14 protein-coding genes and 1 other RNA gene are annotated in these 14930 nt (G+C 34.4%); 10 read left to right on the plus strand and 5 right to left on the minus strand.

The window, feature by feature from the left end; genetic code table 11:
• The 5 genes from ssrA to purF all read right to left on the minus strand — a co-directional run bounded on the left by ssrA (position 1) and on the right by purF (position 3578).
• Positions 1-350: a transfer-messenger RNA gene (gene ssrA, locus THEYE_RS05900) on the minus strand.
• A 10-nt stretch (positions 351-360) separates the two neighbouring features.
• Complete coding sequence (gene smpB, locus THEYE_RS05905; RefSeq protein ID WP_275574678.1) at positions 361-840, minus strand: SsrA-binding protein SmpB; 480 nt, start codon at positions 838-840, stop codon at positions 361-363.
• 7 nt (positions 841-847) lie between these two features.
• Positions 848-1033 carry a hypothetical protein gene (locus tag THEYE_RS05910; protein ID WP_012546234.1) on the minus strand — a complete coding sequence of 62 codons (186 nt, stop codon included), beginning with the start codon at positions 1031-1033 and terminating at the stop codon, positions 848-850.
• A gap of 8 nt (positions 1034-1041) precedes the next feature.
• Positions 1042-2169 (minus strand): aminopeptidase, encoded by a 1128-nt coding sequence (locus THEYE_RS05915; RefSeq protein ID WP_012545303.1) that lies wholly within the window; start codon positions 2167-2169, stop codon positions 1042-1044.
• Complete coding sequence (gene purF, locus THEYE_RS05920) at positions 2166-3578, minus strand: amidophosphoribosyltransferase (RefSeq protein WP_012546301.1); 1413 nt, start codon at positions 3576-3578, stop codon at positions 2166-2168. The genes THEYE_RS05915 and purF overlap by 4 nt, the downstream gene beginning before the upstream one ends.
• A gap of 72 nt (positions 3579-3650) precedes the next feature.
• Here purF and THEYE_RS05925 point away from each other — a divergent pair, with 72 nt between their 5' ends.
• Genes THEYE_RS05925 through THEYE_RS05970 form a run of 10 tightly spaced genes read left to right on the plus strand, consistent with a single transcriptional unit; the run spans position 3651 to position 14929 of the window.
• Positions 3651-7742, plus strand: a complete 4092-nt coding sequence (locus THEYE_RS05925; RefSeq protein WP_012545209.1) for a PEP/pyruvate-binding domain-containing protein — start codon at positions 3651-3653, stop codon at positions 7740-7742.
• 20 nt (positions 7743-7762) lie between these two features.
• The gene (locus tag THEYE_RS05930) at positions 7763-8989 is read left to right on the plus strand and encodes a type I glyceraldehyde-3-phosphate dehydrogenase (protein WP_012546756.1); all 1227 of its coding nucleotides are present in this window, start codon (positions 7763-7765) and stop codon (positions 8987-8989) included.
• 31 nt (positions 8990-9020) lie between these two features.
• Complete coding sequence (locus THEYE_RS05935) at positions 9021-9326, plus strand: MTH1187 family thiamine-binding protein (protein ID WP_012545454.1); 306 nt, start codon at positions 9021-9023, stop codon at positions 9324-9326.
• Positions 9323-10159 carry a universal stress protein gene (locus tag THEYE_RS05940; RefSeq protein ID WP_012545028.1) on the plus strand — a complete coding sequence of 279 codons (837 nt, stop codon included), beginning with the start codon at positions 9323-9325 and terminating at the stop codon, positions 10157-10159. Before THEYE_RS05935 ends, THEYE_RS05940 begins: the two co-directional genes overlap by 4 nt.
• Positions 10160-10180: 21 nt before the next feature.
• On the plus strand, positions 10181-10615 hold the full coding sequence (locus tag THEYE_RS05945) for an MOSC domain-containing protein (RefSeq protein ID WP_012545911.1): 435 nt from the start codon (positions 10181-10183) through the stop codon (positions 10613-10615).
• Positions 10612-11094 (plus strand): MogA/MoaB family molybdenum cofactor biosynthesis protein, encoded by a 483-nt coding sequence (locus THEYE_RS05950; RefSeq protein WP_012545311.1) that lies wholly within the window; start codon positions 10612-10614, stop codon positions 11092-11094. The genes THEYE_RS05945 and THEYE_RS05950 overlap by 4 nt, the downstream gene beginning before the upstream one ends.
• Positions 11091-11768, plus strand: a complete 678-nt coding sequence (locus THEYE_RS05955) for a cytochrome c biogenesis CcdA family protein (protein ID WP_012546387.1) — start codon at positions 11091-11093, stop codon at positions 11766-11768. The genes THEYE_RS05950 and THEYE_RS05955 overlap by 4 nt, the downstream gene beginning before the upstream one ends.
• 55 nt (positions 11769-11823) lie before the next feature.
• On the plus strand, positions 11824-14430 hold the full coding sequence (gene leuS, locus THEYE_RS05960; RefSeq protein WP_012546871.1) for a leucine--tRNA ligase: 2607 nt from the start codon (positions 11824-11826) through the stop codon (positions 14428-14430).
• The gene (locus THEYE_RS05965; RefSeq protein WP_012545735.1) at positions 14427-14711 is read left to right on the plus strand and encodes a DUF4258 domain-containing protein; all 285 of its coding nucleotides are present in this window, start codon (positions 14427-14429) and stop codon (positions 14709-14711) included. Before leuS ends, THEYE_RS05965 begins: the two co-directional genes overlap by 4 nt.
• Positions 14696-14929 (plus strand): DUF2283 domain-containing protein, encoded by a 234-nt coding sequence (locus THEYE_RS05970; protein WP_012545314.1) that lies wholly within the window; start codon positions 14696-14698, stop codon positions 14927-14929. Before THEYE_RS05965 ends, THEYE_RS05970 begins: the two co-directional genes overlap by 16 nt.
• Position 14930: the final 1 nt, after the last annotated feature.

A 14930-nucleotide genomic window follows, 5' to 3' on the forward strand; every position in this document is an offset into this window, starting at 1 on the left:
TGGTGGAGGCGGCGGGAATCGAACCCGCGTCCGAAGGTGCTACTTCTAAGCATCTACATGCTTAGTGGAAGTTTTAGGATTCGGAAGTTAGCTCGCCCTTCCACAGGCTCTCTAAGCTCCTACAACCCTTAGCTCTCCCTAAGGCATCGGGTTTGTGCCTTAGGATAGCTCTGATTTATGACGCCTTGCCCAAGCCTCAGAGCAGAACTTGGGAAGACGGCTGCTTTTAATTAAGCAGCGAGTGCCAATTCGTTGTTGGCAGTTGTGTTTTCCCTACCTGTTTTACGTGGTGGCAGGAACCACGGCATGCAGCTTAGCCCTCACTACCTCCGTCGAGTCCTTTCGCCCCCTTGTTAAAGATCATTTGTTTTTTAGGGCACGCTCAATTTCTCTTTGAGCTTCTTTCTTTTTAATTATATCTCTTTTTTCGTATTTCTTTCTACCCCTTGCAAGAGCTATTTCAACTTTTACATATGGTCCTTTGAAATATATCTTAAGCGGAATCAGTGTATAGCCCTGCTGCTGAATTTTGCCTCTCAATCTTTCTATTTCTTTTTTATGTAAAAGCAGTTTTCTTGTTCTCAAAGGGTCATGATTGAAAATATTTCCGTGACTGTAAGGACTTATGTGACAGTTGAGGAGCCATGCCTCATTGTCTTTAATTATGACGTAACTGTCTTTAAGATTTGCTTTGCCCTGTCTTAGAGATTTTACCTCTGTTCCTGTAAGAACTATTCCTGCTTCAATTGTTTCATCAATGAAGTAATCAGCATAAGCTTTTTTATTCTGGCAGACTATTTTTATGGACATTTTTGATTTACTCTGCTTACAGCAGAGGATTTCTTCTTCAGGCGATTACTCTGCTTTGCTGTAATATACACTTTTCAGTTACAACACCATTGGGAGTGAATATCTCAAACTTCCCATCCTCAATCATATCAACGACTTTTAGAGCATGAAGTATTTCCAATAATGTTTGCTGTATTTTCTCTACAGGTATTTCTTTAAATTCTATTTCTAATTTTGCTTTCATAAAAAATATTATATCAGAAGAATACCTTTTTCAAGAATTTTTATCTCTTCATTTTTATCAGTGAGCCCAAAAACTGTTGGTTCAAAGAAAATAAAATCCTGATGAAATGGAGTTCTCACTTTTCCTCCAAAAGAAGAATTATCACCCAAAGCGATATGAACTGTGCCGAGTATTTTTTCTGATTCAAGTATGTTGTCTGGCTTGCTTGCTTTATCATTTGTACCTATTCCCAGTTCGGCAATATTTTTATTTTCTTCTCTCTCATTAAGTTTCTTTTCAAGCTCTTCTTTATAAGGCTCTGTTCCTTCAATGGAAGCAACTTTTCCCTTTTTCACACTCATAATCAAAGGGCTTTCAAGTTTTCTTGTTGGTGCCCACTCTACTACAAGTGTCCCTTCAGCAGTATTTTCAATTGGTGCAAGAAATACCTCTCCTGCAGGGAGGTTACCAAAAGAGCCTTTACGGGTTAAAATTCCTGAATCCACATGAACTTTTCTATTTCCTTTTTCAAAGGTTATATTCGTTCCATTCGGAGTTTCTATCCTTATTTTTTTTACTCTGTCAAGAAATTTCTTTATTTCTTCAGATCTTTTATGAACTTCTTTCCAGTCTGCTTTCATAGCACCATCAAGCATTGAAGGGTCAAAAAGAGGCATGCTTGCATATCTTGTTCCGCAACATTTTGTTAAAAGGTCTCTAAAGTTTGTATGGCTTGTGGAAAAATTAGAAAGTGCGATTACAGCATTTACAGCATCGGCTTTATGTTGCCTTATAACTCTTTTAACTTCAGAAAGTTCCCTTTTTGATATCTTCTTTAAAATCAGTTTATTAAAAAGCCCTTTATCATTAAGTTTATCTATAATTTTCTTTCCAAAAGCAAGATTCCACAACTCTTTAGGCGGTTCAATTCCATGAGAGCCTGTGGCTGGATACTCAAAATAAACTATTTTTTTGCAGAAATTGTTCCCTATATCTTTCAACTTTAGAGCAATATCCCTGAGAGCTTTTCTTCTATCTTTTTCATATCCGGAAAGAGTTTCATCGCATCTTATCAGGTCTGTAAACAGAAGAACTTTTTCATGGGATTTCACTTTTAAATTTATCCTGAATATATTTTCAAGAGGTTCAAGATTCATTCAAAAAGCTCCAGTTGACTGACTTTTTTAGATTGGAACTCAATTGGATATTTGCAGTTAAAACAGGCCATGCAGTAAATATCAGAATTAGGAATTACCTTTCTTAATCCTTCAATACTTAGATAACCAAGAGAGTCCGCTGTTGTGTATTTTCTTATTTCTTCAATTTTATGAGATGAAGCTATCAGTTCCTGTCTTGTTGGAGTATCTATTCCGTAAAAACAAGGACCTATTGTAGGAGGAGAGCTAATTCTCATATGAACTTCTTTCGCACCCCCAAGTTCTCTAAGCATTTTTACTATTTTTTTTGAAGTTGTTCCTCTAACAATTGAGTCATCTATAACTATAACTCTCTTACCCCTCAAAGCATCTCTCACTGGATTAAGTTTTACTTTAACTCCAAAATGTCTAATGCTTTGTTTTGGCTCTATGAATGTTCTTCCAACATAGTGATTTCTTATTAATCCAAACTCAAAGGGAATTCCGCTTTCTTCAGCATATCCCAAAGCTGCCGGTACACCTGAATCAGGAACAGGAATAACCAGATCAGCTTCAACCGCATGTTCTCTTGCAAGCTGCCTACCAAGTTCTTTTCTTACTGTGTTTACACATATATGATCAAAAATATAACTATCTGGTCTGGCAAAATATATAAATTCAAAAACACAGTGAGCTGGTTTAACAGAATTAAATATCTTGATTGAGTTTAATCCATTTTCATTGATTATCAGCATCTCCCCTGGATTAATGTCTCTTATATAATTTGCTCCAATTAAATCAAAAGCACAAGTTTCAGAAGCAACCACATAAGAATCTTTAATTTGCCCTAAGGCTAAAGGTCTAATTCCATAAGGATCTCTAATAGCAATTAATTCTGTTTCAGTCATGAGCAAAAGGGAAAAAGCTCCTGATATTTGTCTTACTGCATTTGCAATCCTTTCTCTTGGCTCACCGCTTTTAGCTCGTGCAATAAGATGAAGAATTATCTCGCTATCAGATGTGCTCTGGAATATAGCTCCGTCTCGTTCAAGCCTTTGTTTCAGAGGGTCAATATCAATCAAATTTCCATTATGGGCAATTGCAATACTTCCAAGACTATATGTAGCCATTAGCGGCTGAACATTTTCTATAGTGCTTGAACCTGTTGTAGAGTATCTATTGTGACCTATTGCAATGTGTCCAGGTAGTTTTTTTATAACCTTCTCATTAAAAATATCCGCAACAAGTCCTAAGGATTTTTCAAGAAAAAGCTTCGTTCCATCAGAAGAGCATATGCCAGCTCCTTCTTGTCCTCTGTGCTGAAGCGCATAGAGTCCAAGATAAGTTAAATTGGCAGCTTCAGGATGTCCAAAGATGCCAAATACACCACATTCTTCATGGATATTGTGAAAAAGGTTATCGTTATTCATTTTATAAAAAACCTTTTATTAAATTTTAACATACAAGAACTTTTGATTCCTATAAATTTTTGATATAATTAAATGGAAATGAAACAGGTCATCTGGAGAGAGCTTGAAAAAATAAGCAGTATTTTTTCTTCCTATCCTGGAGTTCTGAAAAATGCCGTAAATTTAATTGAAAAATTAAAGCATTCAACTTATTCTCTTACAATAGCACAGGAAATAGAAAATCATTATATAAAATACGCAGGCTTTTATTTAAAAAATTCTCATGGATATGAGGCAACTTGCACATTAATTAATTATTTAATTCAGGGTTTTCAACAAAGTGATGAAAAACAAGCATTTTTAAAGGCTATTTTGAAAATTATCATGAAACTTCTTGAAGAAGAAGAGGTGGTTAAAAACTGCTCTTACAGAAAAATTATTTCAGATATTTTTGAATATTTAAACACCATTGAACTCTACCATTATATCCCTCAACTTGGAGTTTTGAAAAATATAGGCAAAGAAATCATAAAAAAAGAAATCAAAGATTCTCAATTAATGAATTCCTTTATAAAACTTTATCAAAAGTATATTCAGACATTTTATTCATTGTGTCTGTCAATTCCTTCCCCTGATGAGTATTTTAAAAAATTCTCTATTGAAGGAATAGATTTAATAAAGCCATTCTGTGAGTCTTTATTTAAGGAAATTAAAACAACAGTTGAAGAAATTTCAAAAATTACTGACATTAATAGACTTCTTAGTCTTCCTTCTGATAAAGAAATTTTCAACAAATTCAGAGAAATTCCTAAAAAACTTTCAGATTCTGGTAATTCTTGGCTTAATCTGAAAGTTACAGCCTATTACTTACTATGGATAATGGAAAATCAACAGTTAAGAGAAATTCACGAGTTTTCTCTTAGAGAACTTGGAAGAATTATAAAAAATTTCTTACTACAGTCACAAAAACTTGATATTAAAAAATTTCTTACTTTTTTTGATATTGTTTTTTCTCAATTTGATAAATTTTTCTATATATTTCCCGATGCTGTAATGTTTTCACTTGAAGATATAGGCGATGCTGTTTATAAATCAAACAATAAAGAAATTCTAAATTCTTATATAGAACATCTGATATTACTCGGATTTCATGCCCCTCAATTTAAAGGCTTTTATAACAATTACACGATAAATGTTAATCGTTATCATTTAATTAATTTAAAATTATGGTTTAATTTAATTTCAAAAAATCCTGTAGACTCAAAAGACCTCATATCAGCCCTGTGTATTTATTTATTTTTTGGAGGTATTCATGTAAAGGATACAGATCTTTTCCAAAGAGAAATAACAAAATTTCTTAATTCAGATATCTCTCAGATATTTTATTTAGTCAAACCACTTTTAAAAAAAATTCCTGTTTATTTTAATGAAATAAATGCAGAAGGACACTTAAGAACAGTTTCTACACAGGTTGATGAAATTTTTAAAAGAAAAGATCCTCTTATGCATTTTATAAGAAAACAAATTCATGTAGAAAGCAGTCCTTTGCTGGTTGATGTAATGGAAAAAATAATAGAATTCTGGATTACAGGTGAAAGAAAAATTTTGGTAGACTATATTCCAGAAGAAGTTTTAAGAGAGCTTGATTTTATAGATGAGCATTTCAAGGAACTTCAGCATTTATTTGAAAGGCTTTTGAATTCAAAAGAATTTGGGTCTATAGAGAAAATTCTTTCAACTTCAATAGATGTAATAGTCAATAAAATAGAATCTTATCCTGTCACAGATATCATTAAAACTAAAGCAGTTTTAGCGATAAGGCTATATCAGCTACTTTATGCAAAATATAAAACAGACTGCAAAGAAGTTGAAAGTTTCTTAAAAGAAGCTTTTTATCATGGATTACCTGATGCGAGTTTTTTAATTGAAGTTTTATCAGAACATTCTTTATTCAAAAAAGTGGAATCTACTGTAACATATCTTGAAATCCTGAAAAATATTATAGTTTCACCTGAAAAATATGAAGCCTTTGAAGACATAACCCACAAAAGACATATAGTTGCAGGAATCCCTTCTGTATCAGGAAGATATAGCGAAAGAAAATTTAATGCTCTATCTGTTTATTTACGACTTGAAAGCTTGCTTAATACACTCCTTGATGAGCTTGAACAGTCTATAGACCTTAGCTTCATTACAAGAGCGACTCTTTTCAGAATAGAAAAATATCTTAAACTTTTCGGAAAAATTCTTGAACTTAATGGGATTTCTTCTCAAAAATACATTAATACTCTTTCAATGCTTTCCGTAGCTCTGGAGATAAGGAGATTCACATTTTCGCAATATATGGACATTTTTAGAAATTTTACAGAATCAGTAAGCGACATAGTCAATACTTACTGCACCGCGCCCTATAAAAAATGGCTTAAAAAAATAGTGATAAAAATTTCAAAAAATATTAAAAAAACTGAACTTGAAGAGTTTGAGCTAATAAATGCTCTTTCAGAAAAATTTTTAAGAGAAATGGTGGTCCAGTATCCTGGTTTAAGCCAGCTTGACAGACTTATCAGTAGAATTATAAAAGCTTCATACAATCAGGCAGAAAAACTTGAATACAAAGACCTTGACCTTTTAATGACTTATGACCCTAAAAAAATTCTGTGTGACATTTATCATCCGAGAGAAGAAATTAATGATAGAATTCATCTCGGCAACAAAGGACATAACTTAATTAAACTTGCATCTAAGGGAATCTCTGTGCCACCAGGATTTATTCTAACAACAGAAGTTTTCAGATGCAAGGAAGCAATAAATAATTTTGAACCCGTTAAAGAACATTTAAATAAAGAAATTCACTCAGCAATTAAAAGACTGGAGGCATTTACGAAAAAAACTTTTGGTGAAGCATCAAATCCATTATTGGTCTCTGTAAGAAGTGGTGGAGCAATATCAATGCCTGGAATGATGAACTCTTTCTTAAATGTTGGAATTAATGAAAAAATCATAGAAGGACTTATAAAGCAAACAGGTAAACCGTGGTTTGCCTGGGATAGTTATAGAAGATTTTTGCAGTGCTGGGGAATGTCTTTTGGATTGGATAGAGATGAATTTGACAGTATAATCAATGAGTTCAAGAAAAAATATAAAGCAGAACTTAAAATTCAATTTGCTCCTTTGCAGATGAAAGAAGTTGCCATAGCATATAGAGACTTTATTTTATCTAAGGGTATTTACATAGAGGAAGACCCATGGAAGCAGCTTAAAATAGCAATTTCTCAGGTTTTTAACTCATGGTATTCAAATAAGGCTAAAGCTTATAGAGAAATTCTTGGGATTTCTGAAGACTGGGGAACAGCTGTTGTAGTTCAAAAAATGGTATTTGGCAATCTTGATATAAACGCAGGCTCAGGTGTTTTGTTTACAAGAAATCCAAAAGAATCCATGGATAGACTTGTATTATGGGGAGATTATACTACAGGAGCTCAAGGTGAAGATATTGTTTCAGGACTGGTGAAAACTTATCCGATTTCAATAGAACAAAAAATAATTGAAGGAAGAATAAATGAAAAATCCCTTGAAGAAGCTTTCCCTGAAATTTATGAATCTTTAATAGAGATTGCGGAAAGACTGATTTATAAAGAAAGATGGGATCATCAGGAAATAGAGTTTACCTTTGAGGGAAGAGGTAAAAATGATTTATATATTCTTCAAACAAGAGAGATGAGTTATGCTAAAAGAGAGCTTATGACAGTGTTTATTCCGACAGAATCGCTGAATGAAAACAGACTTGGAACAGGGATAGGCGTAAGTGGTGGAGCAACATCTGGAAGAATTGTTTTTGATGTGGATGATATAAAAGAGTTTAAACAACAGGATGCGCAAACTCCTGTTATTCTTGTAAGAGCAGATACTGTTCCTGATGATATAGTGCATATTGCTTCTGCTGATGGAATACTTACAGCCAGAGGAGGTTCCACATCCCATGCGTCTATAATAGCTACAAAACTTGGCAAAACATGTGTGGTTGGTTTTTCAAAAATGACAGTATATCAGAGTGATAAAAAGTGTAGAATTGGCAAGAGAATACTTAAAAAGGGAGATTTTATAAGTATTGACGGTAGAAATGGTATGGTTTATCTTGGTAAACATTTAACACAAACCATTTATCTTTCATCTGAGTATTTTTAAATTAAACAAGGAGGTTTAAAATGACTGAATCTATTCTGGGTATTAATGGATTGGGACGAATTGGTAAACTTACCCTATGGCATCATATTGGTAGAAAGCATTTCTCTCAGATTGTTGTTAATCTTGGTAGAAAGGTTGGTAAATCATTGCAGGATGTGGCTTTCTATATTGAGCATGACTCTACATATGGCAGGCTTCATAACTATCTTTATGGCTATCATTCAAAATCAGTTATAGAAAAAGTAGATGAAGCAAATTCCATAATTGTTATTGATGGAGTTCCAGTAAAGATTCTTACAGAGAATAGAAATCCAAAGGATATAGGATGGGGGAAATACGGCGTAAGACTTGTGGTTGATACAACAGGAAAATTTCTTGATCCTACGCTGCCATCGGATTTAAAGGAAGGTTCTGTAAGAGGACATCTTGAGTCAGGAGCATATAAAGTATTGGTTAGCGCACCTTTTAAAATAAAAGATAAAGCTAAGGAAATTCCAGATGATGCAGTAACAGTAATAATGGGAATAAATGAAGAAATGTATGAAAGTAAAAAACATTTAATCATCTCAGGTGCTTCTTGTACAACAACATGCCTTGCCCATATGATGAAACCACTTCTTGACTATTTCGGTGCAGAAAGAATTCTCAGTGTTTCAATGGCAACAGTTCATGCAGTAACAGCATCTCAGCAGGTGCTTGATAGGGTACCTAAAACTGATGCAAAGGATTTAAGAAAAATACGTTCTGCTATGAACAACATAATACTTACAAGCACTGGTGCAGCAAAAACGCTTGCACTTGTTTTACCTGAGATGAAAAATATTGGTTTTATAGCTCAATCAGTGAGAGTTCCTGTTGTGACAGGTTCATTGATAATACTCGTTGTAGCTTTTAGAGATGAAGAAAGCAATATTATTGATGGAGACCTGATAAATAAAATCTATCAGGAGGCTGCTGAAAGAGAAAAAAGAGGATATCTGCTTTTCACTGATGATCAGAAAGTATCCACGGACATAATTGGATTTTTCGGACCAGCAGCAATAATTGAAGGTAGCGAAACACACACAAGAACCGCCATGATTACACTTGATATATCAAAAATGTGTAACATTGGCTCACCTGTTACTGATAAATTACAAATTCCTGTAACCCAGGCAGTGATATATGGCTGGTATGACAATGAACTTGGTAGTTATACAAACATGCTTGGGGACTTAACAGTAAAAGTTTCTGGAGATGTTTATTAGGAATATGTTAAAGTTCTAAAGGAGGTAAAAAATGATTGCACAATTTAGTATAATTCCTTTAGGAGTTGGGGTAAGTGTCAGTCAATATGTAGCAAAAGTTATAAAAGTAGTTGATGAAAGCGGACTTCCCTACAGACTTCATGCAATGGGAACAATTATTGAGGGAGAATGGGATGAAGTAATAGGACTGATAAAAAAATGTCGGGATATATTAATGAATGAAGTGGAAAGAGTGGTTATTGATATAAAGATTGATGATAGAAAAGGTGCTAAAGGAAGAATTGAAGCAAAAATTAAGTCAGTTGAAGAAAAGCTTGGGAAGCCTTTGAAAACATGAATATAGAAAGAATTTATGTTGCCATAGATTTTAAATCAGCTACACCTCTGGTGCTTTCGCATGCAGTATGGCTTTCTCAAACTTTTGATTGCAGGAATCTCTGCCTTTTTCATATTATGGAATATACACTGACTCCACCAGCATATTTAACACCTTACATTAATAAAGAAAAGAAAAAAATAGAAGAAAAATTAAAAAAACTGGCAGAACAACTTGTTCCATATATAACTAATATTGACGTCAAAGTTGTTTTTGGCAGACTAATTGAAAGCATTAAGGAAGTCATAAAGAATGAAAACAGTTTTGCTGTAATAGGGTTTAAAACACATATTACAAGACCTTCTACTTCTGAAAGAATTCTTAAAGGACTTAAAGTGCCTGTTCTTATTGTAAAAGGAGAAGATTTTAAAGAAATAAATCCAGAATATATCAAAATAAAAAAGATTCTATGTCCTATTGATTTTTCTGAACATTCTTTAAGAGCCTTAACTATCGCTCAAACTATAGCGAAAAAATGGCATAGTGAATTGAGAGTTTTACATGTTGTGCCTGAACAAAAAGTTAAAGGCATTATTGAAGAACCTGAAGAAATAGAAAAATATATTGATTACTTAAAAGAAAACGCTCAGGAACAATTTAAAAAAGTAAACAAAACTTTAAATTATGAAATTCTTTCAGGAATTCCTGCAGATGAAATAATCAAGAAATCCAAAGATGTAGACCTTGTTGTAATAGGTTCAAAGGGAAGGTCTTATACTGAAGCAATTATAATCGGAAGTGTAGCTGAGTCAGTTATAAAGAATTCACTAAAACCTGTTTTGCTTATTCATTAGTTGATATTTTATAATTGTGATATGTCTGCAAAAGTAGTCTCAATAAACATCAGCCAAACAAAAGGCACAACAAAAAAGCCTATTGGAGAAGCCATAGTTGTTGAAAACTATGGAATAAAGGAAGATGCCCATGCAGGCTCTCACTGGCATAGACAGATAAGCCTTTTATCTCAGGAAAGTATCCAAAAAATGAAGGATAAGGGCTTAAATCTTAATTATGGAGACTTTGCCGAAAACATTACCACCGAAGGTATTGATTTATCAACTCTTCCAGTGGGAACAAAACTCAAGATTGGTGAGATAATTTTAGAGATAACTCAGCATGGCAAAAAATGCCACAGCAAATGTGAGATTTTTAAAATAGTGGGAGATTGCATTATGCCAAGAGAAGGAGTATTTGCCAAAGTAATAAAAGGTGGGAAAATTAAAGTGGGAGATGAAATAATAAAACTATGAAATACAAAGTTGCAATTATAACTGTTTCTGACAAAAGTTCAAAAGGACAAAGAGAAGACTTAAGCGGGAAAGTTATTGAAGACATGGTTTCATCATGGGCAGAAGTTATTTCCTACAAAATTGTTCCTGATGAGAAAGATTTAATAAAAAAGGCAATAATTGATGAGCTTGATAAAGTAGACCTCATATTAACTAATGGTGGAACAGGGTTACATCCACGAGATGTTACACCTGATGCAACTCTTGAGATTATTGAGAAAGAAGTTCCAGGTATTGCTGAGGCAATGAGATTGGTGGGGCTTGCTAAAACAAAAACTGCCATGCTTTCAAGAGCAGTAGCAGGAATTAAAGGAAAAACTTTGGTAATAAATCTTCCGGGTAGTCCAAAGGCTGTTAGAGAATGCCTTGAAGTTATCATAGATGCCCTTCCCCATGCCATTGACAAACTTAAGGGAGACCCATCTGAGTGTAGTAGATGAATGAAGTAACTTTTACAGCTGCTTTCTTAGGTGGCATTATAAGCTTTTTTTCTCCCTGTATTCTCCCATTACTTCCTGTTTACATTTCACTTTTTTCAGGACTTTCTACAGCTGAATTGTCAGTGGGCAATTCTCGTTTGCGTATTTTTATTTATACTCTAATATTCATTGCTGGTTTTTCTACAGTTTATCTTGCTCTTGGAGTCGGAAGTTCTTTCATTGGAACACTTTTTTTTGATTATCAGGATTACTTAAGAATAATAGGTGGAGTTTTTCTTATTTTATTTGGATTAGTTCTCATAGGTCTAATAAAGTCAGGTTTTTTTGTGAGAGAATTCAGATTAAATGTTAAAGCGCAGAAATTTGGTACTCCCGTAGGAGCATTTCTTATAGGAGTAGGATTTGCCGCTGGTTGGTCTCCCTGCATTGGTCCTGTGCTTGGCAGCATTCTTATTTATTCAAGCATGAGTGGCAGTATTGTGTCAGGAATAAAAATGCTGGGAGCTTACTCTATGGGAATAGCCATACCTTTCCTGATTTCTTCATTATTAATTGATACAGTCATGCGATATCTAAGAAAATTCATGAAAATTTTTAGGTGGATTAATTATCTCATAGGAGTCTCTCTGATAATTCTTGGATTATTAATGATTTCAGGTATCTTCACTGTTTGAATTTTTGTGATTTTTCTCTATATAATACTGCAAATAATACATTTATGGAGGTGTGATGAACCAGAATTACGATTTCAAAAATATAGAGACTAAATGGCAGAATGAATGGCTAAAAAATAAACTTTTTGAAGTAAATGAAGATAGCTCAAAACAAAAATTCTACTGCCTTGAGATGTTTCCTTATCCATCAGGAAGAATTCACATGGGACACGTTCGTAACTATGCAATTGGTGATGTTATTGCAAGATACAAGAGAATGAAAGGCTTAAAAGTGCTTCATCCGATGGGATGGGATGCTTTCGGACTTCCTGCAGAAAATGCTGCAATAAAACATGGAGTGCATCCTGCGAAGTGGACATATGAAAACATAGATTATATGAAAAACCAGCTCATAAAACTTGGCTTAAGCTATGACTGGAGGCGTGAGGTTACTACTTGCAGTCCTGAATACTATAAGTGGAATCAATGGATATTCCTTAAACTTTATGAACGAGGTCTTGCATATAGAAAATCATCCTTTGTTAACTGGTGTCCTTCTTGTGCAACTGTGCTTGCTAATGAGCAAGTGATTGATGGCGCTTGCTGGAGATGTGAAACTCAGGTTGAGCAAAAGGAACTTGAGCAGTGGTTTCTGAAAATCACGGCCTATGCTGAAGAACTTCTTAAAGACTGTGATAGACTTACTGGTTGGCCCGAAAAAGTGCTTACCATGCAGCGTAACTGGATTGGGAAAAGTGAGGGAGTTGAAGTTGATTTTCCAATTGAAGGCTTGAATGAGGCTTTAAGAATCTTTACAACAAGACCAGATACAATTTTTGGTGTAACATTCATGTGTCTGTCTCCAGAGCATCCTTTGGCTGATAGACTCTGTGAAGATAAAGAGGCATTAAGAAGAATAAGGCAGTTACAGCGCGAGCCAGAGATAAAAGAAGGAATTTTTACAGGTAAATACGCTATAAATCCTCTAAATGGAGAGAGAGTCCCCATCTGGATTGCCAATTTTGTTCTTATGGAATACGGAACAGGAGCAATAATGAGTGTTCCAGCCCATGATCAGAGAGACTTTGAGTTTGCTGTAAGATATGGAATTCCAATAAAAGTTGTCATAAAACCTAAGGATTCTGAACTTTCAGAGCCTCTTAACGAAGCATTTGAAGATGAAGGTGTAATGGTTAATTCAGGAGAGTTTTCAGGGCTTCCATCCTCTGAAGGCAAAAAAGCAGTTGCAGATTACATTGAGAAAAAAGGGCTTGGTAAAAAAACTATTAATTACAGACTTCGTGACTGGGGAATTTCAAGACAGCGATATTGGGGTACCCCTATCCCCATAATTTATTGCGAAAAATGCGGAATAGTTCCAGTGCCTGAAAAAGACCTGCCAGTGATTTTGCCAGAGAATATAAGCTTAACAGGTAAAGGTGAGTCTCCTCTTAAGTATGTTGAGGAGTTTTATAAAACTAAATGCCCCCGTTGTGGTAAAGAGGCAAGAAGAGAAACTGACACTATGGATACATTTGTTGATTCCTCATGGTATTTTGTAAGATACTGCTCCCTGCAAAATGAAGATGCATTTCACAAAGAAAAAATAAAATACTGGATGCCTGTTGACCAATACATTGGTGGAATTGAGCATGCAGTGCTTCATCTACTTTATGCAAGATTTTTTACAAAGGTGCTCAGAGACATTGGTATTGTTCCTTTTGATGAACCATTTGAAAGACTTCTTACACAGGGAATGGTTTGCATGGAAAGTTACCGTTGTCCTGAGCATGATTATCTCTTTCCAAAGGAAGTAAAAGATGGAAAATGCATTCATTGTGGAAGTTCTGTCACAGTTGGAAGAGTTGAGAAAATGTCCAAATCAAAGAAAAACATTATTGACCCTGATGAAATGATTGAGCAGTATGGAACAGATACAGTAAGGGTCTTTACCCTCTTTGCAGCACCTCCTGAAAAAGACCTTGAATGGTCTTCTCAGGGAGTTGAAGGTGCTCACAGATTTTTAAAAAGAGTGTATGCTCTTATTTTTAAACACAATAAATGGATAAGAGAGATACATATAAGTGAGTCAGAGGCAAGCTCCATCGGAATGACAGAGGAAGGTCATGCTGAACCTGCTTTTTATTGTCATTCCGAGCCCAAACGTAGTGAGAGCGAGGAATCCCCTATCTCACCTATTATCAGCCTAATCCACCGAACAATTAAGCGTGTTACTCTTGACATAGAAAAGGAATACCAATTCAACACAGCAATCGCTCGTCTGATGGAATTTGTAAATGAAGTTTATGGATATGAACCAAAAACTGAGGAAGAACGCAAAGTATTCAAGTTCGCCATAAGAAACTTTCTTATACTTTTAAGTCCCTTCGCTCCTCATATTGCAGAGGAACTCTGGAGAGAAATTGGTGAGGAGGGTTTTATTTTAAATGAACCCTGGCCCACATATGATGAAGCACTTGCCCGTGAACAGATGATAGAGCTTGTGGTTCAGATAAACGGCAAAGTTCGTTCAAAAATAATGATTCCTCAAGGTATGAGCGATGAGGAAATAGTGAAAATAGCCCTTGATGACGAAAAAGTAAAACAGTGGGTTAATGGAAAAGAAATCCTCAAAGTCATCCCTGTAAAAGGCAAGCTTGTAAACATCGTGGTAGCAAATTGAAAATTCAATATTCCAAACACGCTCTTGCCAAAATAGAGGAGAGAAAAATTGATAAAACTTTAATTGAGAGAGTTTTGATTAATGCAGAGCTAACCTTTTATGATATTGTAAATCGTACTTTCGTAGGCATCTCAAAGGTTAAAATTCAGGAATTTGAAACTAATCTTGTAGTAGTTTATACTAAAAGTGAAGAGAATTTTAAAATAGTTACTGTTTATCCTTGTAAAAACATAGAGAAAGAGATAAAAGCTAAGGAGAAAAACAGATGGATAAGAATATAAAAATATGGTTTGATGAACAAGAGGATATTCTTTATTTATCCCTGAAAGAGGGAATTGCAATAGATTCTGAAGAAGTAGCCGAAAATATCAGAATTGAGTATGATGAGAAAGGTAGTATGATAGGTATTGAAATTTTAAATATTTCACGAATGTTAGCAACTTCTATTGCGAAACATCTCAAAGACATTATAATAATTAAAGCTGAAAATCCTGTTTGAT

Source organism: Thermodesulfovibrio yellowstonii DSM 11347 (assembly GCF_000020985.1).
Taxonomy (GTDB): domain Bacteria; phylum Nitrospirota; class Thermodesulfovibrionia; order Thermodesulfovibrionales; family Thermodesulfovibrionaceae; genus Thermodesulfovibrio; species Thermodesulfovibrio yellowstonii.

What these genes read in the sequence shown, in the direction of transcription:
- THEYE_RS05910 (WP_012546234.1), bottom strand. Translation starts at nt 1,033, where the DNA reads ATGAAAGCAAAATTAGAAATAGAATTTAAAGAAATACCTGTAGAGAAA.
- THEYE_RS05915 (WP_012545303.1), bottom strand. Translation starts at nt 2,169, where the DNA reads ATGAATCTTGAACCTCTTGAAAATATATTCAGGATAAATTTAAAAGTG.
- purF (WP_012546301.1), bottom strand. Translation starts at nt 3,578, where the DNA reads ATGAATAACGATAACCTTTTTCACAATATCCATGAAGAATGTGGTGTA.
- THEYE_RS05925 (WP_012545209.1), top strand. Translation starts at nt 3,651, where the DNA reads ATGGAAATGAAACAGGTCATCTGGAGAGAGCTTGAAAAAATAAGCAGT.
- THEYE_RS05930 (WP_012546756.1), top strand. Translation starts at nt 7,763, where the DNA reads ATGACTGAATCTATTCTGGGTATTAATGGATTGGGACGAATTGGTAAA.
- THEYE_RS05935 (WP_012545454.1), top strand. Translation starts at nt 9,021, where the DNA reads ATGATTGCACAATTTAGTATAATTCCTTTAGGAGTTGGGGTAAGTGTC.
- THEYE_RS05940 (WP_012545028.1), top strand. Translation starts at nt 9,323, where the DNA reads ATGAATATAGAAAGAATTTATGTTGCCATAGATTTTAAATCAGCTACA.
- THEYE_RS05945 (WP_012545911.1), top strand. Translation starts at nt 10,181, where the DNA reads ATGTCTGCAAAAGTAGTCTCAATAAACATCAGCCAAACAAAAGGCACA.
- THEYE_RS05950 (WP_012545311.1), top strand. Translation starts at nt 10,612, where the DNA reads ATGAAATACAAAGTTGCAATTATAACTGTTTCTGACAAAAGTTCAAAA.
- THEYE_RS05955 (WP_012546387.1), top strand. Translation starts at nt 11,091, where the DNA reads ATGAATGAAGTAACTTTTACAGCTGCTTTCTTAGGTGGCATTATAAGC.
- leuS (WP_012546871.1), top strand. Translation starts at nt 11,824, where the DNA reads ATGAACCAGAATTACGATTTCAAAAATATAGAGACTAAATGGCAGAAT.
- THEYE_RS05970 (WP_012545314.1), top strand. Translation starts at nt 14,696, where the DNA reads ATGGATAAGAATATAAAAATATGGTTTGATGAACAAGAGGATATTCTT.